The 22,550-nt window shown below is 47.0% G+C and carries 20 protein-coding genes and 1 riboswitch; of the genes, 12 read left to right on the top strand and 8 right to left on the bottom strand.

Features of this window, described 5'->3' with window-relative positions; all coding sequences use genetic code 11:
- The first annotated feature begins 28 nt into the window (after nucleotides 1–28).
- The 8 genes from DXB91_RS11190 (at nucleotide 29) to DXB91_RS11155 (ending at nucleotide 9,950) form a co-directional block, all read left to right on the top strand.
- Nucleotides 29–553 (top strand): adenine phosphoribosyltransferase, encoded by a 525-nt coding sequence (locus DXB91_RS11190; RefSeq protein WP_015534328.1) that lies wholly within the window; start codon nucleotides 29–31, stop codon nucleotides 551–553.
- A 35-nt stretch (nucleotides 554–588) separates the two neighbouring features.
- The gene (locus DXB91_RS11185; RefSeq protein ID WP_015534327.1) at nucleotides 589–3,033 is read left to right on the top strand and encodes a RelA/SpoT family protein; all 2,445 of its coding nucleotides are present in this window, start codon (nucleotides 589–591) and stop codon (nucleotides 3,031–3,033) included.
- Between the two features lie 17 nt (nucleotides 3,034–3,050).
- Nucleotides 3,051–3,692 (top strand): MBL fold metallo-hydrolase, encoded by a 642-nt coding sequence (locus DXB91_RS11180; protein WP_070098441.1) that lies wholly within the window; start codon nucleotides 3,051–3,053, stop codon nucleotides 3,690–3,692.
- A 21-nt stretch (nucleotides 3,693–3,713) separates the two neighbouring features.
- A complete protein-coding gene (gene hemZ, locus DXB91_RS11175) occupies nucleotides 3,714–5,219 on the top strand; it encodes a coproporphyrinogen dehydrogenase HemZ (RefSeq protein WP_055146151.1) in 1,506 nt (501 codons plus the stop codon).
- Nucleotides 5,210–5,824 (top strand): HD-GYP domain-containing protein, encoded by a 615-nt coding sequence (locus tag DXB91_RS11170; protein ID WP_118018002.1) that lies wholly within the window; start codon nucleotides 5,210–5,212, stop codon nucleotides 5,822–5,824. Before hemZ ends, DXB91_RS11170 begins: the two co-directional genes overlap by 10 nt.
- A gap of 54 nt (nucleotides 5,825–5,878) precedes the next feature.
- Nucleotides 5,879–7,711, top strand: a complete 1,833-nt coding sequence (gene aspS, locus DXB91_RS11165) for an aspartate--tRNA ligase (RefSeq protein WP_055146156.1) — start codon at nucleotides 5,879–5,881, stop codon at nucleotides 7,709–7,711.
- A gap of 189 nt (nucleotides 7,712–7,900) precedes the next feature.
- Entirely contained in the window at nucleotides 7,901–8,350 is a 450-nt protein-coding gene (locus DXB91_RS11160) for a protease complex subunit PrcB family protein (RefSeq protein ID WP_243003561.1), read from the top strand.
- Between the two features lie 34 nt (nucleotides 8,351–8,384).
- Complete coding sequence (locus tag DXB91_RS11155) at nucleotides 8,385–9,950, top strand: DUF3794 and LysM peptidoglycan-binding domain-containing protein (RefSeq protein ID WP_118017998.1); 1,566 nt, start codon at nucleotides 8,385–8,387, stop codon at nucleotides 9,948–9,950.
- On the opposite strand, the gene DXB91_RS14460 is transcribed toward DXB91_RS11155, so the two are convergent.
- Together DXB91_RS14460 and DXB91_RS11145 are read right to left on the bottom strand one after the other, a co-directional pair.
- Nucleotides 9,947–10,264 carry a helix-turn-helix domain-containing protein gene (locus tag DXB91_RS14460; protein WP_308936787.1) on the bottom strand — a complete coding sequence of 106 codons (318 nt, stop codon included), beginning with the start codon at nucleotides 10,262–10,264 and terminating at the stop codon, nucleotides 9,947–9,949. The two genes, DXB91_RS11155 and DXB91_RS14460, sit on opposite strands and share 4 nt — an antisense overlap.
- A gap of 151 nt (nucleotides 10,265–10,415) precedes the next feature.
- Entirely contained in the window at nucleotides 10,416–10,991 is a 576-nt protein-coding gene (locus DXB91_RS11145; protein WP_015534320.1) for a biotin transporter BioY, read from the bottom strand.
- Between the two features lie 264 nt (nucleotides 10,992–11,255).
- Between DXB91_RS11145 and DXB91_RS11140 the strand changes: the two genes are divergently transcribed.
- The 4 genes from DXB91_RS11140 to metK all read left to right on the top strand — a co-directional run bounded on the left by DXB91_RS11140 (nucleotide 11,256) and on the right by metK (nucleotide 14,984).
- Nucleotides 11,256–12,080 carry a nitrilase-related carbon-nitrogen hydrolase gene (locus tag DXB91_RS11140; protein ID WP_118017996.1) on the top strand — a complete coding sequence of 275 codons (825 nt, stop codon included), beginning with the start codon at nucleotides 11,256–11,258 and terminating at the stop codon, nucleotides 12,078–12,080.
- Nucleotides 12,081–12,181: 101 nt separating this feature from the next.
- Complete coding sequence (locus DXB91_RS11135; protein ID WP_015534318.1) at nucleotides 12,182–12,598, top strand: HIT family protein; 417 nt, start codon at nucleotides 12,182–12,184, stop codon at nucleotides 12,596–12,598.
- Between the two features lie 171 nt (nucleotides 12,599–12,769).
- A complete protein-coding gene (locus DXB91_RS11130) occupies nucleotides 12,770–13,513 on the top strand; it encodes a TraX family protein (protein ID WP_118017994.1) in 744 nt (247 codons plus the stop codon).
- 83 nt (nucleotides 13,514–13,596) lie between these two features.
- A riboswitch (SAM riboswitch) is annotated at nucleotides 13,597–13,726 on the top strand.
- A 70-nt stretch (nucleotides 13,727–13,796) separates the two neighbouring features.
- A complete protein-coding gene (gene metK, locus DXB91_RS11125; protein ID WP_022217499.1) occupies nucleotides 13,797–14,984 on the top strand; it encodes a methionine adenosyltransferase in 1,188 nt (395 codons plus the stop codon).
- 93 nt (nucleotides 14,985–15,077) lie between these two features.
- Here metK and DXB91_RS11120 read toward each other — a convergent pair whose 3' ends face one another.
- The 6 genes from DXB91_RS11120 to DXB91_RS11095 all read right to left on the bottom strand — a co-directional run bounded on the left by DXB91_RS11120 (nucleotide 15,078) and on the right by DXB91_RS11095 (nucleotide 22,549).
- On the bottom strand, nucleotides 15,078–16,496 hold the full coding sequence (locus tag DXB91_RS11120) for a cohesin domain-containing protein (protein ID WP_118017992.1): 1,419 nt from the start codon (nucleotides 16,494–16,496) through the stop codon (nucleotides 15,078–15,080).
- A 24-nt stretch (nucleotides 16,497–16,520) separates the two neighbouring features.
- Nucleotides 16,521–18,641 carry a cadherin-like beta sandwich domain-containing protein gene (locus tag DXB91_RS11115; protein WP_242992637.1) on the bottom strand — a complete coding sequence of 707 codons (2,121 nt, stop codon included), beginning with the start codon at nucleotides 18,639–18,641 and terminating at the stop codon, nucleotides 16,521–16,523.
- A gap of 207 nt (nucleotides 18,642–18,848) precedes the next feature.
- A complete protein-coding gene (locus DXB91_RS11110; protein ID WP_117549764.1) occupies nucleotides 18,849–20,150 on the bottom strand; it encodes a UDP-N-acetylglucosamine 1-carboxyvinyltransferase in 1,302 nt (433 codons plus the stop codon).
- Nucleotides 20,151–20,224: 74 nt separating this feature from the next.
- Nucleotides 20,225–20,638 carry an aspartate carbamoyltransferase regulatory subunit gene (locus DXB91_RS11105; RefSeq protein ID WP_015534312.1) on the bottom strand — a complete coding sequence of 138 codons (414 nt, stop codon included), beginning with the start codon at nucleotides 20,636–20,638 and terminating at the stop codon, nucleotides 20,225–20,227.
- 11 nt (nucleotides 20,639–20,649) lie between these two features.
- Entirely contained in the window at nucleotides 20,650–21,579 is a 930-nt protein-coding gene (gene pyrB, locus DXB91_RS11100; protein ID WP_118017989.1) for an aspartate carbamoyltransferase, read from the bottom strand.
- A gap of 37 nt (nucleotides 21,580–21,616) precedes the next feature.
- On the bottom strand, nucleotides 21,617–22,549 hold the full coding sequence (locus tag DXB91_RS11095) for an ornithine carbamoyltransferase (protein ID WP_118017987.1): 933 nt from the start codon (nucleotides 22,547–22,549) through the stop codon (nucleotides 21,617–21,619).
- Nucleotide 22,550: the final 1 nt, after the last annotated feature.

The raw sequence follows: 22,550 nt of genomic DNA, 5'->3' as shown, positions 1-22,550 counted from the left end.
TAATATATACCATACAGGAGGACGTAAGATGAGTGAGGTAGAAAAGTATATCAAGAGTATTCCTGATTTTCCACAGCCGGGAATCATATTCAGGGATGTGACAAGTGTAACAGAGGATCCTGAGGGCATGAAGCTGGCCATCGATGAGATGGACAAGCTGCTGGAGGGAGTAGATTACGATGTCATCGCCGGAGCAGAGTCCAGAGGATTTATATTTGGAGCACCGCTGGCATACAAGAACGGCAAGGGACTTGTTCTCGTGAGAAAGAAGGGCAAGCTTCCGAGAGAGACCGTGGAGATGTCTTACGATCTTGAGTATGGACAGGCTACTATAGAGATACATAAGGATTCCATCAAGCCGGGTGAGAAGGTCGTGCTGGTGGATGATCTTATTGCAACAGGTGGAACCATAGAGGCTGCGGCTAAGCTTATAGAGAGCCTTGGCGGAATAGTAGTCAAGATGGTATTCCTCATAGAGCTGACAGACTTGAAGGGAAGAGAGAGACTTTCCAAATATGACGTGGCTTCAGTAGTACAGTTTGAGGGCGAATGATCAGGGCAGAATAAAACAGGAAGTGTGGTGAGCATATGGGAGAGACATTGGATAAGACACAGGACAATATAATAGCTCAGGAGACAAAGAGGGCTGCGGAAGCAGGTGTTATCACCTCGGAGCAGGCCACGAAGGATGGAATAGCAGCCATCGAGAAGGCTCTTGCGTCTGGCAAGAATGTTCCTCAGAATGAACTTATAAAGCTGGAGGAGCAGGCGAATAAGCAGATGAAGGCGAAGAGAGAGATAGATCTGTCCACACCGGCAGATTTTACACCGCCGGAGGAATTGTATAAGGAGCTTATCTCAAGGATACTCACATATCACCCATCTGCCGACATCACTATGATAGAGAAGGCATATAAGGTGGCGGACGCTGCCCACAAGGGACAGCTCAGAAAGTCCGGGGAGCCTTATATCATGCACCCTCTGAATGTGGCCATAATCCTGGCAGAGCTTGAGCTCGACAAGGAGACGATAGTGGCAGGGATACTCCACGATGTCGTTGAGGATACAGTCATGACATCTGAGGAGATAGCAGCGGAGTTCTCCGAGGAGGTTGCTTTCCTTGTGGATGGAGTTACGAAGCTGACACAGCTCAAGATGACCACGGACAAGATAGAGGTTCAGGCGGAGAATCTGCGTAAGATGTTCCTCTCCATGGCGAAGGATATCAGAGTCATACTGATAAAGCTGGCAGACAGACTCCACAATCTGAGAACCCTCCAGTATCAGTCACCGGAGAAGCAGATAGAGAAGGCCAGAGAGACCATGGATATATATGCGCCTATCGCACACAGACTTGGTATCAGCAAGATCAAGGTCGAGCTGGATGACCTGTCCATGATGTACCTCATGCCGGATGTGTACAAGGATCTCAAGGCGCAGATAGATGAGAAGCTTACCGAGAGGGATGCTTATATCAAGAGGGTCGTTGCCGATGTCAAGAAGCATATTGATAATGCCGGACTTGAGGCTGAGATAGACGGAAGAGTAAAGCATTTCTTCAGTATATATAAGAAGATGAAGAACCAGAACAAGACTCTGGATCAGATATACGATATATTTGCGGTACGTATCAAGGTGAATACGGTCAGGGACTGTTACTCAGCACTGGGTATCATTCATGAGATGTACAAGCCTATTCCGGGAAGATTCAAGGACTACATAGCCATGCCTAAGTCCAACATGTACCAGTCCCTTCACACCACACTGATCGGACCTGAGGGACAGCCATTTGAGATACAGATAAGAACCTACGAGATGCACAGAACGGCTGAGTATGGTATCGCTGCGCACTGGAAGTACAAGGAGAACATAACCGGTACGGTCATGCAGAAGGAGGAGGAAAAGCTCTCCTGGCTCCGTCAGATCCTTGAGTGGCAGAGGGATACCGATGACAACAAGGAGTTCATGAGCTTTGTCAAGACTGACCTTGATCTCTTTGCTGAACAGGTATACTGCTTTACTCCTGCCGGAGATGTTAAGAACCTTCCTAGCGGATCCACACCTATAGATTTTGCCTATGCCATTCACACGGCGGTGGGCAACAAGATGGTCGGTGCAAGGATTAACGGACGACAGGTTCCTATAGATACCAAGCTCAACAACGGAGATCGTGTGGAGATCATAACCTCACAGAACTCCACAGGACCAAGCCGTGACTGGCTGAATATAGTCAAGAGTACACAGGCGAGGACAAAGATCAACCAGTGGTTTAAGCATCAGCTCAAGGATGAGAATATCAGCCGCGGAAGAGAGCTCATACTGAACTACTGCAAATCAAAGGGAATAGACTACTCCATGTACTCAAAGCCTGAGTATCAGGAGAAGATATACAAGAAGTACAATTTCCAGGATTGGGATTCCATAGTTGCCGCCGTTGGACATGGCGGAATCAAGGAAGGTCAGATAGTAAACCGTCTGATTGATGAGTACAACAAGGAGCACAAGCCACAGACTGCCACGAACGCTGAGGTTCTGGACGAGTATTCGGTGAAGAAGAACCATGGCAACCATACCGGCAAGGGTGGAATAATCGTAAACGGCATAGATGACGTTGCCGTGAGATTCTCCAAGTGCTGTTCACCTGTTCCGGGGGATGAGATCATAGGATTTATCACCAGAGGACGAGGTGTGTCCATACACCGTACCGACTGTGTAAATGTGTTGTGCATGAGCGAGGCGGACAGAGCCAGAGTCATCGAGGCCGAGTGGAAGGATGACGCTGTTGCATCGAACACATACATGACCGAGATAAATATATATGCAGATGACCGAAACGGCATATTATTTGACATAACCAAGATCCTCAGCGAGGCAAATATAAACGTAAACAGTATCAACAGCCGTACAAGCAAGCAGGGCAAGGCTACGATCACGATCTCATTTGCGATCAAGTCGAAGGAACAGTTGAATACGATAATTGCCAAGATAAGGAATGTTGATAATATAATTGATATAGAGAGAACTACGGGCTGATGGCCGGAAAGGTTTATATGGCGGAATTAAAAGTTATCAGAAGTGAGCTGGGAGGATTCCAGACGAATTGTTATATAGTGGCAAATGAGCAGACCGGGGAGGCTATAGTCATTGATCCTTCATGGAATGCGAATTATATATACAACACACTGAAGAAGAATGAGTATACCTGCGTTGGCATTTATCTCACTCACGGTCATGTGGATCACATGGCGGCGATGGGAGATCTGAAGAAGCTCACAGGCGCGGATACATATGCTTCGGAGGACGAGAAGGAAGTTCTCGGCAACAGCAGGGTGAACCTGTCGGCGATGATGACCAGTGTATTTGAAAAGGTGATAGAGACTGAGACGGATCACTATCTGAGCGACGGCAGTGTGAAGAAGCTGCTTGGCACTGAGATGAGATGCATCAGTGTGTCGGGACATACCAGAGGCGGAATGTGCTATTACTTCGAGTCAGAGAATATACTGTTCTCAGGGGATACGCTGTTCAAATACAGTGTGGGAAGATCGGATTTCCCTACAGGTGATGAGCATGCGCTGCTCGAGAACATAAGAGAGAAGCTGTTTGTGCTTCCTGATGATACCGTGGTGTACCCTGGACACGGGGAGACAACACTTATAAGAAAAGAGAAGAAGATGAATCCGTTCTTCTGATGGGCGGATCATGGTGGAAATATGATATTACTGATACAGAATATAGAAGATTACAACAATGATCTCCGGGTGAGTCTCCAGGCCTTCTACGGCGGTGAAAGAATAGTGGTTCCGGAGATATTTGACAAAAAGCCGGAGCTTAAGGCGGAGATAGACAAGGAGCTTGTGGCGGATATAGATGACAATAGAATAAATATAGAGCTGTATTCTGTAGCAGACGGAGGAGAGCGGACTTTGGCGTGCAGCACACAGATTCCTGTGGATGGCGACTGCCGGGATAAGAGTGCCGTGAGGAATCCGTTAAAGCTGGCGATATACAACATGCTTTCGGAGTATACAGACCGCAGACTTCCGTGGGGCTCCCTGACGGGTATCAGACCTACGAAGATAGCTGTGTCTTATATGGAAGCCGGTATGACCTCAGAGGATATAATAGGAAACTACCAGGAGATATATGGAACCTCCCGTGAGAAAGCCGAGCTGGCAGTGGCGGTGGCTGACAGGGAGAAGAAAATCATAGACTCTGTGGCGGAGGAGGACGAATACTGTCTGTATATAGGCATACCGTTCTGTCCGACAAGATGTTTGTACTGTTCATTTACCTCATATCCGATCGCGGTATATAAGAATAAGGTGGATGCATATCTGGACGCAGTCGAGAAAGAGATGGCATACGTTGCGGAGGCATATTCCGGAAAACGGCTCATATCAATATATGTGGGAGGCGGAACGCCGTCATCCATATCTGCGGAGCATATGGACAGACTCTGCAGCATGATAGAGAAGTCATTTGACCTGTCACAGGTGAGGGAGTTCACCATAGAAGCGGGCAGACCGGACAGTACCACATTTGACAAGCTTGAGGTCATGAAGCGCCACGGAGTGACGCGTATAAGCATAAATCCACAGACCATGAACGAGGAGACATTAAGGACCATAGGCAGGGCACATACGCCGGAGCAGACGGTCATAGCCATGGAGAATGCCCGGAGAGCGGGCTTTGACAACATCAACATGGATCTGATAGTGGGACTTCCGGGAGAGGACACGGACAGTGTGGAGAACACGCTGAGACAGGTGAAGGAGCTTTCCCCTGAAAGTCTGACGGTTCACACCCTTGCCATCAAGAGGGCGGCGAATCTGAACATAGAGATGGACAAATACCGTGACACCCTGAAGTCGGATATAGACAGCCAGCTTGGTGCTGTTACGAGGGCGGCGGCTGAGATGGGGCTTGATCCATACTATCTGTACAGACAGAAGAACATGACCGGCAATCTGGAGAACGTGGGTTACTCGAAGCCGGGGCTTGAGTGCCTGTACAATATACTCATCATGGAGGAGAGGACTGACATCATCGGTCTCGGTGCCGGAAGTTCATCGAAGCTTGTGGTGAGACCAGGACATGACGGAGTGACAGAGGGGACACGTATAGACAGAATAGAGAATTGTAAGAGTGTAGACGATTATATAGCTCGAATAGATGAGATGATCGAGCGTAAGAAAGCGGGATTTATATGGGATTAGCATTGGAGAAGGATGCAGAAGAATGCTATTCAGTTGATATGAATGATGCGGTGCGCCATGGAATGTGTGTGAGTGTACTGGCATCTGAGCTGGCGAGGGAGCTGGGCTGTGATGAGGAATTCATACACAAGGTTGCCGTGGCGGGAATGCTGCACGATGTGGGCAAGCTGCAGGTGAGTCCTTACATATATGGACGGCGGCAGGGTGCGATGAAGATCGAGGAGATGAGATACGTCAGGCTGCATGCCAAGCTTGGCGCGGAGATACTTAAGCGTGAGGGCTACGATCAGGACATAGTGGATATGGTGCACTATCACCATGAGAACTATGACGGCTCGGGATATCCGTACAGGATGCGGGGCGAGGAGATACCACTCGGCGCAAGACTTATCAGAGTGTGCGATGTGTTCAGTGCACTGGTCAGCGACAGACCATACAGGAAGGCATTTGACGCGGATACGGCATTTGGAATGGTGATAGATGAGGTGAGACACTTCGACATGAGGGCGTTTCTGGCGTTCCAGCGGCTGATCAACACCACAGACATCATGAGCAGGGTGAATCAGGTGCTTCACGGCGATATTCCAGGTCTTGACGAAAAATGAAAAAAGTGTATAGTGACATAAGGAAAGTTTTTAATTTTAGGAGGATAGCGTAAGATGGCAGAATCTATGCAGGGGCTTAAGAGAAGCCACAGATGTACAGAGGTTAGCAGTGCCAACATAGGTGAGAAAGTCACCGTGATGGGCTGGGTTCAGAAGAGCAGAAATAAAGGTGGAATAATCTTTGTAGATCTTCGAGATAGAAGTGGAATATTACAGGTTATATTTGAGGAGTCACAGTGTGGCGCAGAGTGCTTCGAGAAGGCAGGAAAGCTCCGTTCAGAGTTCGTTGCAGCCATCGAGGGAACAGTGTGCAAGCGTGCGGGTGCAGTGAATGAGAACCTTGCAACAGGAGACATCGAGGTCGTTGCAAGCAGCCTCCGTATACTGTCAGAGGCAGAGACACCTCCATTCCCTATAGAGGAGAACAGCAAGACCAAGGAGGAGATAAGGCTCAAGTACAGATATCTCGACCTCAGACGTCCTGACCTCCAGAGAAATCTTATCATGAAGAGTAAGGTAGCCACCATCGCCAGACAGTTCATGGCAGATGAGGGATTCCTTGAGATAGAGACACCTATGCTGACCAAGTCAACACCAGAGGGAGCAAGAGATTACCTTGTGCCAAGCCGTGTACACCCTGGTACATTCTACGCTCTGCCACAGTCACCACAGCTCTTCAAGCAGCTTCTTATGTGCTCTGGTTACGACAGATATTTCCAGATCGCAAGATGCTTCCGTGACGAGGATCTCCGTGCAGACAGACAGCCGGAGTTCACCCAGATGGATATGGAGCTCTCATTTGTTGACGTTGACGATGTAATCGATGTAAATGAGCGTCTTCTTGCAAAGCTCTTCAAGGAGATACTTGATCTCGACATCCAGCTTCCAATTCAGAGAATGACATGGCAGGAGGCAATGGACAGATTTGGTTCAGATAAGCCTGACCTCAGATTTGGACTCGAGCTCAAGGATGTCAGCGATGTTGTCAAGGACTGTGAGTTCGGAGTATTCACAGGTGCCCTTGCAAATGGCGGAACAGTCCGCGGTATCAATGCCGAGGGACAGGGAAGCATGCCTAGAAAGAAGATAGATGCCCTTATCGAGTATGCAAAGACATACGGCGCAAAGGGACTTGCATATATAGTTATCAACGAGGATGGAAGCTACAAGTCATCATTTGCCAAGTTCATGACAGAGGAGCAGATGAACGCCCTTGTGGCAGCCATGGATGGAAAGCCTGGCGACCTGCTTCTGTTCGCAGCGGACAAGACAAAGATCGTATGGACAGTCCTCGGCGCACTGAGATGCCATCTGGCAGAGCTCATGGGACTTGTGGACAAGAATGTATACAGATTCGTGTGGATCACAGAGTTCCCACTTCTTGAGTGGTCAGACGAGGAGAACAGATTCACAGCTATGCACCATCCATTTACCATGCCTATGGAGGAGGATCTTCAGTACATCGATTCTGATCCGGGCAGGGTTCGTGCAAAGGCTTATGATATAGTATTAAACGGAAATGAGATCGGTGGAGGTTCAGTCAGAATCCATCAGGATGACATTCAGGAGAAGATGTTCGAGTGCCTTGGCTTTACAAAGGCCGAGGCTCACGAGAGATTCGGATTCCTTCTGGATGCGTTCAAGTACGGAGTACCACCTCACGCAGGACTTGCCTATGGTCTTGACCGTCTGGTCATGCTCATGGCAAAGCAGGATTCTATCCGTGACGTAATCGCATTCCCTAAGGTAAAGGATGCATCATGTCTCATGACAAATGCGCCTGACTATGTAGACGACAAGCAGCTCGCTGAGCTTGGAATCGAGGTCACACCAGAGGCTGAGGCCGAGATCGAGGCTGAGAAGAGCGCACCTGCAGACGCAGAGTAGAATGACAGAATAATATACAGAAGGACGAGCTTCTGATACGGAGGCGGGATATCAAACAGGATATCCCGCCTCTTTTTTGCGTTTACAGACATAAAGAGCAAATGGGGTACATATACTATACCAAAGTGTGTTAAGTGGCTTAAAATGACAGCCAGACACCTTAAAAAGCAAATGGTGGAGGTGATACATGTGGAAAATGAAAAAGAGTTTCTAAGAGGGAGAATGTGGGGCAGACTTACCTTCCTGCTGGTGGTTGCACTGGAGCTCATGATATTCTGCGTTGGATGTGCAAGGTTTGAGGTGTCGGACAGTGGTGAGCCGCTGCTCTATGACGTGTGCGATGAGACCATGCTGCCGGATGAACTGGTTACCATCATAGACAAAAAGAAGGAAAAACCATTTAATCTCGTATATTCAAACAGCACATATACATATATAGTCATCGCTGCGGGCATGCAGGATAGGGATGACGTTGGGGTGACTCTGGAGGAGATGTACAAGGACGACAATGCCATTTACATCAAGGGAGTTTTAAGGCAGGTGGCGACTCCGACGGATGGCGTGAAGGGAGACAATGTATCATTTCCTTATATGGTGGTCAGGATAGTGAAGATGGATCTTCCGGTTGTATTCAAGTAGAACGGTATATCATAAAAAATAAGGTGGGGAAAATATGGAGCTTACTAAGAACAGGATCACAACGACGAATCTTAAGGCGGCAAAATACGTTGAGTTTACCGTGGATGACGATTTCAATGTCCCTGATGTGAAGGGGGATATAGACAGACAGATAGCCAGCAAAGGACAGGTGACGATAGAAAACATAGACGTCATGGAGGGCAAGGCGCGCATCACAGGAACTGTGAGCTACGCCATCCTATACCAGACGGACCGGGAGGGGTATTCATTTGAGAGCCATGACGGAGAGCTGCCATTTGAGGAGACGATAAATGCGGATGAACTGTCGCTGGGAGATAAGGTTTCCGTACAGGGTGTGCTGGAGGATCTGTACGTGACCGTGATAAATTCCAGAAAATACGAGGTGAGAGGGCTTGTGGGCGTGAAGCTCTGGGCGTGCCAGCAGATCACCGCAGAGGGCGCCGTGGGCATAGCAAACGGCTCTGGTATAGAGTGCATGACGGAGAAGGTAAGCTTTACAAATCTTGCGGCGTCTTCCAGAGACATAATGAAGATAAAGGAGGACATAGAGATCCCGGCAAATAAGCCGAATATCGGACGTGTGCTGTGGGATCAGGTGAACTTCTCGGAGATAGAGAGCCGTGCCACGGACGTGGGGGTACATATAAGCGGCAAGATGGACATATTTGTCATATACAAGCCGGATGACGAGGTGGCTCCGGTGCAGTATGTCAGCGCCACGAGGGAGTTCCAGGACACTGTGAACTGCGATGGAATAGACGAGGATATGATACTGGACGATATGATAACCGCATCCCGCGGTTCGGTGTCCGTGCGTGCAAATGACGGCGGTGAGGACAGGATACTCCAGGTGGAGAGCAGCCTCAATGTGGACATCAAGGTGTACGAGGACGTGGAGGCAGACCTTCTCAAGGATATGTTCTCATATTCTGCGCAGGTCGATCCCGTCAGGAGCAGATTCAGCTACGAGAACCTTCTCATGAGAAACAATGCAAAGACGAGGGTCGTGAAGAAGGAGAGGCTCAAGAGCGGCCAGCCGTCCATTCTCCAGATCGTAAATGTGACGGGCAGTGTGGATATAGACGATGTCAGGCCGGCGGATGACGCCGTGGTCGTCGAGGGTGCTGTGAAGGCGGCAGTTCTTTATGTGTCATCGGATGACAGCAGACCTCTGTGTCAGATGGAGGTGGTAGCTCCATTTTCATACAGGGTGGAGACTGTTCCGCTCAGAACTCAGGATTCCATCAGGATTACCCCTGCACTCAATCAGATCACGGCGGCGCTGCCGGGCAATGACGAGGTGGAGATAAAAGCCATAGTGGATATGGGAATGACCATATTTACCCGGAAAGAGATAGAGCTTATCGATGACATGACGGTGGCTCCGGTCGATATGAAGAAGAAAGCGGTGGCGCCAGGTATAGTGGGCTATGTTGTGCGTGACGGTGACAGCATATGGTCGATCGCAAAACAGTATTATTCCAGTCTTGATTCCATAAGAAAGCTCAACAGCCTTGAGGGGGATGACGTGAAAGCCGGTGACAGGTTGATAGTGGTCAAATGTGCGGGAAAGAATTAGCTGTTGCCCTTCCAGTGTATATCGTATTTTCCCGGTGATCTGGGATCCTGGTCGGTGACAGCGGCTTCTCTGTAATATTCTTCGTATGGAACAGGGTTGTTGGTGATTCCAAGAATGTAATCGGATGACACGTTATATAACTCGGTGAGATATATAAGGTGATGGATTGGCAGCGCGCTTGCGCCCCTTTCATAACGTGCGTACATGGTCTGTGAGGTGTTCAGATAGCGGGCAACATATTGTTGTGTAAAGTCATGATCTTCCCGCAGTCCACGGATTCTTTCTATATACTTTTTATCCTTGCTAAATTCCATATACTGCATTCGATCACCCGCAAAAATGATAACATACGGGTTTGTGACCCTTTAAATTTTAGTAAATATGTTTACTAAACGAGATGGTAACAAAAAAGTGCAATCGTAGCCGACAGCTATAATTGCACTTAAGTTTGTGTATTTCCATTAATCAGGCTTCTTTTGCCTGTTCATTGGCCTCTTTGTCGTCCTTCTCAGGGAGAAGTCTCTTGAACAGTGGAACGAGCTGTGCGGCGATGACAGCCTTAACGAGGTCGAGTGGAATGAATGCCACGAAACCTGATAAGAATGCAACCTTCCATGTGAGGTTACCGTTGAACTTCCACCAGATCATTCCCACGATATCAATGATCACGACACCTATGATCGCAACGATGGTATACTTAAGTCTCTTGTACTTTTTGCCTTTGATGAGACCGACTACGATTGATGCAATGATGAATGAGAAGGTGTATCCACCGAATACTCCGAACAGATATCCAAGGCCTGCGCCTCCGCCGATGAATACAGGAACGCCGATGGCACCCATGATCATCCAAAGTGCTATTATGATCGTTGAGTCTCTGAGCTCAAATACGAGAGCTATCAGAATTATCATAAAGTTGAGTAATGTGATGTGTGCTGCGTTAGGGAGCGGTGTTGGAATGCTCAGGTAAGCGGATGCACACAGAATTGCAGTGAACATGGCCATCATGACCAGCTCTACAGTGGTAAATGCTTTTTTCATTTGTAATAATCCTCCAATGATTGTAATGCCTGTGTACAGCTTATTCACAACAAATCCAGGTAGTTTCGACGGGCTGATGACGAATACTGCCTGGATTTGTTAACCTATACACAAGGGCTATGGTTGACATTATATATACACATGGGAGGAATGTCAACCATAAATTTTGAACGCAGGTTAACATTTGCAAAACACACGTTATTGTGTAAAATACTTAATATAGAATTCGAACGATATACAGAGTGTATACACAGGAGGCGGGATATGATAAAGGTCGGAATCACGGAGATCGATATTGGATACGAGGATAAGGAGTATGCCAGGGAGCACTGTCTTGAGGTCATGCAGGAGGCATATGAGAATGGCGTTGAGCTCTTGGTGTTTCCTGAGATGACGCTGACGGGATTTACCATGATGCCCGCTCGCATGTGGGAGGCGTACAGGGATGGTGAGATACCGGAGAGCGTTTCGTTTTTCATGGAGAACAGCAGGAAATACGATATGGCCATGGCATTTGGTTATATAGAAGCTTTCATGGCTGATGGAAGCGGTGAGTTTGATGAGAGCAGAAGGAAGGTATTTGAAAATAAGCTGGCGATCGTCAGCGGTGATGAGGTGATCATGGATTACGCAAAGATACATCCTTTTTCGTTCAGCGGTGAGGACAGGGTGTACCGGGCAGGCAGCCGCATTTGTCAGGCGAATGTCAAGGATCTGAGGCTGGGCGGATACATATGCTATGATCTCAGATTCCCGGAGATATTTTCGGCGGCGAGGGATTCTTACGATGCCATACTTGTGATAGCCAACTGGCCTGAGGAGAGAGTTGCCCAGTGGGAAGCGCTGCTCAGGGCGAGGGCCATTGAGAATCAGGCATATGTGATAGGCGTGAACAGAGTGGGCATGGGTAAAAGGGAGAGATATGTCCCGAGCTCACATATATATGATGTCTACGGCAACGAGATGGCGGAGAGGGTGAGCGACAGACTGCTCGTTGCGGAGCTGGATCCTGCGGTCATAGCCGGTGCCAGAAAGACATTTCCGCAGGGCAGGGACAGGAAAAATGAATTTTACATGTCAATATTATAGAATTATTTGACTGGTGTATAAAACTGGTGTTCTCTTTGGTGCTTGTAATATTTTGTCAGATGGTTTACAATGGATAGAGGCAATGAGGAGGTAAAACTTATATGAATAAGGACGATTGCATTTTTTGTAAGATAGCCAACGGTGAGATTCCATCAGCGACAGTTTATGAGGATAGTATCTGCAGAGTAATACTTGATGTGAATCCTGCTAACAAGGGCCATGCGCTTATTATCCCGAAAGAACATTTTGACAATATATACAGCATGGATGCTGAGACAGCAGCCAAGATATTTACTATAGCTACAGAGGTGGCAAAGGCACAGAAGGCTGAGCTGAATCCGGACGGACTGAATATCCTTCAGAACAACGGCGAGGCAGCAGGCCAGACTGTATTCCACTTCCATATGCATCTTGTTCCAAGATACATCAAGGACAACGTGACTATGACCTGGATACCGGGTAAGGCTGATACAGAGGAGCTGTCAGCATTGTCTAAGGCTCTCAGAAAGAGAATCTAGACGATAGAAGATAGATATATAAGGTTTTGTGAGAAGAGCAGCACATGATGAACATAAGTCATGTGCTGTTTTTTTCTGTATACAATGTCTGCAAATACAGATATAGAGTCTGGATAAGCACTTGAAGGCAGTCGTATGGCTGGTGATCAACGATGAGGAAAGGATAAATAAATGGGAGAAAATAGACTGAATGATATAAAAAAACAAAAAAGGAATATCAGGATATTTTCCTCCAATGCGCTGAAGATCATAGCCTGCGTAAGTATGCTGATTGATCATATAGGAATCGTATTTGTGGACAACAATCTGTTCATGCGCGCTGTGGGGCGTCTGGCATTTCCTGTATTTGCATTCCTGCTTGTACAGGGGCTTCTGCGTACATCCGACGTGAGGAGGTATCTTCTGAGACTTGGAATATTTGCGGTGGTGTCAGAGATACCATTTGATCTGGCAATGCACGATACGATCTGGTATCCGGGGGCTCAGAACATATTCTTCACCCTGACAGCCGGACTGTTTGCCATATACGCCATGGATAGCCGGGGGCCAATCGGAAGATGGAAGGTCGAGATCGTACTGGCCGCAGCACTTCTGGCGGAGTTCCTGAGATTCGACTACGGCATGGCGGGAGTGGGAATCATAGTCATGTTCTATCTGATCGAGAAGGAGCGGAGTGGAGCGGATGCTTATACTCTGGCATATTTCAATAAGAAGCAGAACATTGAGATCGTAGTGCTCAGTTCGCTGGTATACATTCTCTGCCTGGGCATGAATCAGCTATACGCTCTGCTGGCGATGATACCTGTGAATATGTACAGCGGAGAGAGAGGAAGGATGAAGCTCAAGTATTTTTTCTACCTGTTTTATCCCCTGCATTTGCTGCTTATATGGTTTATATGGAAAATAATTCATTAAGCATCATTTCCCCCAAAAATATGTTGACTAATAACTCTCAATGATATAGAGTAATGATTGCATTTATAGATATTAGAAAAACGCTCTTATTCAGAATGGTGGAGTCAGAAGGGACGAAGAAGCCATGGCAACCCCGATGTCAGATTCGGAAGGTGCCGACCTGAGCGACGCAGATATGTAGGTGATACAAGATCTGTGCTCGAACAATGAGAGGCTTGACAGACACGATCAAACCGCTCATACGAAGCGGTTTTTCTTATGTACAAAAAGGAAAGGAAGTAGTATGGAAAGAAGATTATTTACATCGGAATCAGTAACAGAAGGACATCCTGACAAAATCTGTGACCAGATATCAGATGCAGTGCTTGACGCGCTGATGGAGCAGGATCCAATGAGCCGTGTGGCATGTGAGACATCCATCACGACAGGTCTTGTGCTTGTCATGGGAGAGATCACAACCAACGCTTATGTGGATATTCAGAAGATCGTTCGTGAGACGATCAGAGAGATCGGATACGACAGAGCAAAGTACGGATTTGACTGCGATACATGCGGCGTTATCACAGCCATAGACGAGCAGTCATCAGATATTGCCATGGGAGTTGACAAGGCACTCGAGGCAAAGGAGCATCTCATGAGCGAGGATGATATCGAGGCGATCGGTGCCGGAGATCAGGGTATGATGTTCGGATTTGCAACAAATGAGACACCTGAGTACATGCCATATCCAATAGCACTTGCCCACAAGCTTGCAAGAAAGCTCACAGAGGTAAGAAAGAACGGAACACTCCCATACTTAAGACCGGACGGTAAGACACAGGTAACAGTTGAGTACGATGAGAATGACAAGCCTGTAAGACTTGATGCAGTCGTTCTCTCAACACAGCACGGAGAGGAAGTCAGCCAGGAGCAGATCCACGCTGACGTTAAGAAGTATATATTCGACGAGGTTCTTCCACAGGAGCTCATCGATGAGAATACCAAGTTCTTCATCAATCCAACAGGAAGATTCGTAATAGGTGGACCAAATGGTGACAGTGGTCTCACAGGACGTAAGATCATCGTTGACACATACGGCGGATATGCCCGTCACGGCGGCGGAGCCTTCTCAGGCAAGGATTGTACCAAGGTAGACCGTTCAGCGGCTTATGCGGCCCGCTACGTGGCTAAAAACATAGTTGCAGCAGGTCTGGCTGACAAGTGTGAGATACAGCTCTCATACGCTATCGGTGTTGCAAGACCTACATCCATCATGGTAGACACATTTGGCACAGGAAAGCTTTCAGATGAGAAGCTTGTTGAGATCATTAGAGAGCACTTTGACTTAAGACCAGCAGGTATCATCAAGATGCTTGACCTCAGAAGACCTATCTACAAGCAGACAGCAGCTTACGGACACTTCGGAAGAACAGATCTTGATCTCCCATGGGAGAAGCTGGACAAGGTGGATGTGCTGAAAGCATACTTATAAGCAGATTAAAAAAATTCAGACAAATATAAAAGCACATGTATCAGATTGAAACTGATACATGTGCTTTTTGTATATCACGTTATTCCGTGAGTATTAATCTTTGTATTTCTTTGCGGATTCAAGTGCCGCATCTATCTCGTCGAGGGATGCCTGGATCTTGCTCTCCGTATCCTCTTTGACGTCAAATGCTGAATCTATAGGCTCGCTGTCATCGGCGACATCCTCAAATGCAGTGTCGTCATAGTCGTCAGTGTGGATGACATCGTCCTCATCAGGAGATACCTGATTGTCGTAATCGGAGTCTGCGTAACTCTCGTGGATAACCTCGTCGTCCCCAGGGAAGAGCGCCTTGTTGTTGATGGTGGGCACCTCGCTATTGTCGTGGTGAGGCATTCTGACGTGTTCAGCGGCTTTTGCGGAAGGCTCGGCAGCTTCTGATGTTTCATTTGCTGTGCTTTCCTTCTCCTCGTTGTCCTTCTTCAGCTTGTCTATCTGAGCCTCGTAATCAGCGATGAGACCCTTGAGTGAGACAGCAAGGATGATGATGACAACGACCAGTATCACAAGAACTATGATGGCTATGAGCATTATTACGAACTTGTGCTTGTCTATGAAGCTGGACAGCGAATCCGTCTCCTCGATGAGATCCGTTGCGTCAAGGAAAGTTCCTTCATTTGGATTGAAGAAATACCAGCCCTGGTGTCCGTCGTTTGTTGCTGCGTAGAGGAGAACGGTGTTGGAACTGCTTCCCTTCATATAAGCTCTGATGTCCGTGTCGTTCAGGTTGATCTTCACTGGAAGATATCCGGTTGGCACTGAGACTGAATTAGGCTTTGGAATGATGTTATAAGTGTTGTTGTTTGAGTGAACGCTTACAAGGGTATCTGCAGGTGCGGATGCGTTCTGATCTGCCTCTGTGAGTGTTCCTACCTCATCCTCAGTAACAACAGGCTTGGTCTCGCTGTCGATCAATGCAAGAGGTGTTGCAGGCTCGGCTTCTGGACCGGTATCGCTGACAGTAGATGAAGCTGCTTCGGTGGAAGCGGCGGCTGACTTGTCGCTGATGGTTACCGAGTTGTATGACGGTGTCATGTCTATCGACTCTTCTGTGTCGGAGATGACCTCAACTGCTGATGTCTCTATGCTGGCAGTTCCGCTCGCAATGGCGGTAAATGTAAATGTTGCTGTCATTGCATCTCCAGGCTTTACATTTGCCTGGGAGTAGCTTACGGTGCCCTCAGATTCCACGGTGCCGCCGCTCACAGCCTTGAGCAATGTGGAATCATATGTGATATTGTAGCTGTAGCTTGATAAAGCCTGATCGGCTGCGTTTATACTTACCTTGATCTCCACGGTATCGCCAACAACGACCGTGGTGGATGGAACCTCAACACTAAATGCGACTGTAGCGGCATAAGTGGTATGAAGCATGAAAAGCATCATAGTCAACACACATGCAACTTCTGTCATAAACGTTCTAAAGCTAAATCTTGTAGTCCTCATAATATTCATATACGGTTATCCACCGAGTCCTCCTTATCCTCTGTTAATTATTATGGTGTAAGTACGTGTAGCTTTACTCTGGGATTTACATACTATCTTAAATGTATTCTTTCCTGATTTCAGGGTTTTTGTTCCCGTTCCGCTCACTGTGGAGTAGCTGCTTACAGGTGAAGCGTTTATTGTCGCACTTGATACAGATGAGCGCACATTTACCGTGTACTGTGTAGTGCTGTTTATTGCAAATGTAGGTGACAGCTTCTGGCCGCTTACAGAGAGTGTTTTCAGGTAGTTGTTCTGGTTGCCCGGATTAGCCGCAGGCATCTTCATTGCTGTGCTTGGCATATTCTTGTAAACAGGTATGGCAAATGTTATGGCTTTGTTGAGTGCTCCTGAAGACTTGTAGGCATCATATACCTTCCATGCCTCTGTTGTAGGGGCCTGTACATTTCCCATGTACTGATGCCAGTACAGGCAGTCTGTGTAGGTTACGTTGAACTTCTGAGTATACAGAGTGTTCTGACCCTTGTTGATGTAGGACTCTCCGATATACATCGCACCGCCGATTATTGATTTGGCAGGTGTTGTCCATGGCCTGTTGTACGATGTGCCCGATGAAGCCCATCTCAGACCGTTTGTTATAGCGTTGCCTGATGCACTCTCAAATGCACCGATATTGTAGAAGTTATATATGCCGGGATATGTGGCATTCTTACCGTTTGTTCCCGAGGTTATCGAGCCTCCGACCTCCTGCTTGATACGTGAAGCAATGTGGTAAGGGCTGACGCCGGATTTCTGTGCTGCGGTGATTATCATGGATGAATATGTGGTGGTCGAACCGGTTGGGTGCGCATTGTGCATAAACGAACCAGATAATATAGCCTCAACTCCTGACTTTGTCTGTGATGAGTCGTATGACAGCTTTTCAAATGCGAACATGGAGCTTGCGGATGACATATATGTTCTCGGATCGAGGTAATACTTTACAAGATCGTCCGAGGCTGCAAACCATGTTGAACCATCATATGATGAGTAGGAGTCTGTCTTGTAGTTGTATCCAACGGTCTGTGATCTCCAGCCGTAGTTAGGACTGGAAGATGTACAGTTTACAAGGTTGTTGACACGTCCCTGTACGTTGACCTCGTTCTTGACCACGTCGTTCCAGTTAAGGTTGGTGTGTACCGCCTTGAATATCCAGTTTGGATGCTCCGCATGGAGCTTTCTGAGAAGCACCTTGTAGCTCTCAGGGAAGTTCTGGGCGGATAACTGCTTTTCAAATGCTGCATCCGATGTCTGGTTACCGTCAGGTTCCTTGTATGTTCCCATTGTGATGAGCGATGAGGAGATAAATCCTGTATACTTCTTGCTGCTGTATGTGAGGTTGACCTTGTACCATGACTTGTTGGATGTATCAGTCACGGAGAGTGCCTGTCCCTTCATGAGCATGATCGCGCTTCCGTTGTAGGTTATAGGTGTACCCGCTGCCGTCTTGCGGAAGTATACATAGTCTTCATTCACATAACCGCTCTTGGCTGCCTGAGCCGCTGTGGTAGGCTGCTGCGTAGTAGCCTTGGTCGTGGCCTTTGTTGTGGCTGAAGTGGAGTCGATCACGATGAACTTGGAATATACATAACCGGTGTAGCGCTTCTTCTTATATGTAAGCTTGACCTTGTACCATGTCTTGTTGGAAGTGCTCAGTACGGTCATGCTCTGACCGCCCATGAGCATGATCGGCGATCCGTTATACTTCAGCGGCGTGCCGTTTGGCGTTTTTCGGAAATATACATAGTTTTCATTTTTTCGAAGGTGAGCCTTCTTGGAGGTTGTCCTTGTCACCTTGATAAATGCGGAGTACACATAACCGGTGTAGCGCTTCTTCTTATATGTAAGCTTGACCTTGTACCATGTCTTGTTGGAAGTGCTCAGTACGGTCATCTTCTGACCCTTCCTGAGGAGTATGGCCGAGCCGTTATATTTTATAGGCGTGCCGTTTGGTGATTTGCGGAAATACACGTAGTCAGACGTGAGAGTTCCCGTGGTCGCGGCTTCTGCGTGATTGTTTCCCACATACAGTCCGGTCACCGCGATACAGACGACCGCCCAAATAAGCATTACGATAGAAATAGTAGTCCGGGTTCGTTTATTATTGATATCCATAGTAACCTCCATTTTTCATAAAACAAATCTATATATAAAATAGTATTTATGACAAAATTACATCAGTCTAAGTTTACCATAATTATTGCAAATGAGCACCATTTTTGTGAAAAAAGTTATAAAAAAGTAATAAAATTGCAACAAAAAAGCTTTTGCCGGTCAGACAAGTGCTGACCGGCAAAAGCTTTTCGCCTTATGTCGTATATATTAACCTACTTTGAGCTTGAATTTCTGGATCTCTTTGTCCGTCTCTACCTTCTCGATTAGAGCACCAAGTCCGCGAAGCTTTTCGTCGAACTTCTCGTAGCCTCTCTGGATATACTTGATATCACATACAGTAGAGAAGTCGTTGGCCACAAGTGCCGCAATTACAAGTGCTGCGCCTGCTCTCAGGTCAGGTGCTGCAACATTTGCACCGGTGAATGTCTCCACACCATCGAGAATAGCGGTGTTGCCCTCGACTCTGATGTGTGCGCCCATTCTTGAAAGCTCTGCGACATACTTGAATCTGTTCTCAAATATGCTCTCGGTGACGATGCTTGTTCCGTTGGACAGTGCAAGTGTAACCGCCATCTGTGGCTGCATATCTGTCGGGAATCCCGGATATGGCAGAGTCTTGATGTTGGTAGCCTTGAGTCTCTTGTTGCACATTACTCTCACTGAATCATCGTACTCGATGACAGTGGCACCTATATCTGTAAGCTTTGAGGTTATAGCCTCAAGATGCTTAGGAATTACGTTCTTGATGAGGACGTTGCCTCTGGTGGCTGCTGCTGCAACCATGAAGGTTCCTGCCTCGATCTGATCCGGAATGATGGAATATGTAGTTCCGTGAAGTGACTTTACGCCACGGATACGGATGACATCAGTTCCGGCACCCTTGATGTTAGCACCCATACTGTTGAGGAAATTGGCAACATCAACGATATGTGGCTCCTTGGCTGCGTTCTCTATGGTAGTCTTGCCGTTTGCCATTACGGCGGCCATCATGACATTGATGGTGGCACCTACTGAGATCACATCCATGTAAATGTGGCTTCCGATCAGCTCATCAGCCTCAACGGATATCATACCGTTTGCTATATCAACGTGGGCTCCAAGTGCTTCAAAACCTTTTATGTGCAGATCTATCGGACGGGCTCCGATGTCGCATCCGCCTGGAAGAGCGACCTGTGAATGGTTATATTTGCCAAGCAGTGCGCCGAGCAGATAGTAGGATGCTCTGATCTTTCTGATATATTCGTCGTCGACACAGAGATTGGTATTCGGATTGATGGTTCCACCACATATAGCAACCGTGTGCTCGTCTATGTAACGGACCCTTGCGCCGATACCCTGAATGGCCTGAAGAAGGACTCTTGTATCTCTGACGTTCGGTACGTTTTCTATTGTGACTTCCTGGTCGGTCATGACTGCAGCGGCAAGTATTCCAAGTGCGGCATTCTTAGCACCCGCAATGGTAACTTCGCCCTCCAGAGGACGACCTCCCTTGATAACATACTGTTCCATATTTCACCTCTTAGATAATTCTCGGATTATCGCAACTTTATAGATTATAGCACATAAAACTGAAAAGTAAACAGTTACTTGTCTGCTTCACAGTATATACATCTGTAAATTCGCTTTTCTCTGTCTGTGAGTTTGAATATATGGGTTATTCCCTGCTCTGTGGTCGTAATGCATCTTGGATTGGTACATTTCTTTATTCCAACCAGTCTCTCAGGCAGTTCGATCTTACGTTTTTCAACGAGCTTGCCGTCCTTGATGATGTTGACGGATATGTCCGGGTCGATATACCCCAGAACATCAAGGTTTATGTCGATATCCTGATCTATCTTAAGAATGTCCTTTCTTCCCATCTTCTCGCTTTTAACATTCTTGATTATAGCAACGGAGCAATCCAGCTTATCAAGATGAAGATCGTTGTATATCTGCAGGGCTTTGCCTGCTGTTATATGGTCAAGTACAATACCATTCTGAATACTGTCAATATTCATGATCGTTCCTCCTATGCCTTAAAATCCTTGTCGAGTCCGAGAAGGTCCATGATGAGTGCCATTCGGACATATTTGCCGTTGAGGGCTTGTCGGAAATAACATGCTCTCGGATCATCATCCACCTCAACGGATATCTCATTTACACGAGGAAGCGGGTGAAGGATCGACAGGTCAGGCCTGGCGAGAGCCAGCTTTGACTTGTCAAGAATATAGGTATCTTTCAGTCTTATGTAGTCCGCCTCGTTGAAGAAACGTTCCTTCTGGACTCTTGTCATATAGAGAACGTCCAGAGATCCGATAGCATCCTCAAGAGAGGAAATCTCCTCATATGGTATATTATTCTTTTCGATGACTTCTGTTCTTATATAATCAGGTAATTTTAATTCATCCGGTGATATGAGAATAAATTTTATGCCTTCGTATCGTGACATGGCCTTTATAAGTGAATGAACCGTACGACCAAACATAAGATCCCCGCAGAAACCTATGGTCATATTGTTTAGTCTGCCCTTCTCTCTCTTTATTGTGAGAAGATCGGCCAATGTCTGCGTAGGGTGATTGTGACCGCCGTCACCAGCATTAATAATAGGAACATCTGATTTCATGGAAGCCAGCATCGGGGCACCCTCTTTATAATGTCTCATAGCTATAATATCGGCATAACAGCTGACGATCTTGACGGTATCGCCCACACTCTCACCTTTTGTTGAAGATGAGGAGCTCGCAGATGAAAATCCGAGAACGTTTCCGCCAAGTTCCATCATGGCAGCCTCGAAGCTAAGTCTTGTGCGTGTGCTTGGTTCAAAGAACAGAGTTGCAAGCTTCTTGCCCTTGCACACCTCACTGTATTTTTCTTTGTTATCGATGATGTCCTGCGCCAGAGTGAGCAGATGATCGATCTCCTCAACTGACAGATCCATCGGGTCTATTAAATGTCTCATTTGACATAATCCTCCTTAGATGATCGGGTAAATATTATCATGAATTGAGAAGTGTATACATAACAGCCTTCTCAGCGTGACGTCTGTTCTCAGCCTCATCCAAAATGTGGTTGAGGTTCTTGTCGATAACGCCCTGTGAGATCTCAAATCCCTGGTGCATAGGCATGTCGTGGAATACTATAGCCTTGCTTCCCTCTGTGAACTCCTCGTTGAGCTGGTAAGGCATCATCTTTGCGAGAGTCTCCTCCTTCTGCTGCTTGTATGCAGGGTTGTTGAAGAACTCCATGTCTACCCATGTATCTGTGTAGAGGATATCCATGTCCTTGGCGTACTTCTTGGCCTCCTCCATGCTCATGGTAGGATCGAGCTCAACATAGTGACCTGTAGCCTTTGCTGCCTCAAAGAAGTCATCGCCGCATACGGTGTTGTTCACAAGTGGCGTGAGTCCGTAGATAGTTCCCTTCTTCATCTTTGCAAAGAACTCAACAAGTGAGTTGAATACATTATTCTTGGCACCGATGTACATAAGTTTTACATCGAGGCTGCCAAACTTCTCTATGATAGTGAGGGCATCTGCCAGAATCTGGCATGGATGATAAGAACTGTCACATCCGTTGATAAATGGAACAGTAACATTGTCACCGAACAGCTCAACAGTCTCGTTCTTTACAAGACGAGCCATGATGATATCTACATTTCTGCAGACATACTTAATCTCTGATACAGGCTCACCGAGTGTAAAGTTGGAATCCTTCCAGAGCTGGTTGTAATATGTACCGCCGAGCTCAGTTATACCTGTTGTAAATGAAAGGAATGTTCTTGTGGAAGTTTTCTCAAAAAGAGTGTAGAGCTTCTTGCCATCAAGAGCATGAGCGTACTTCTCAGGGTTCTTCTTCATATCAAGTGCCAGATTGAGAATATCCATCAGCTCATCAGCTGTGAAATTCTTGAAGTTAAGCATGTTTTTCATA

This window comes from Coprococcus sp. OM06-34AC, assembly GCF_003462545.1.
Lineage (GTDB): Bacteria > Bacillota > Clostridia > Lachnospirales > Lachnospiraceae > Coprococcus > Coprococcus aceti.
This window is presented reverse-complemented; position numbering and strand designations above follow the sequence as displayed.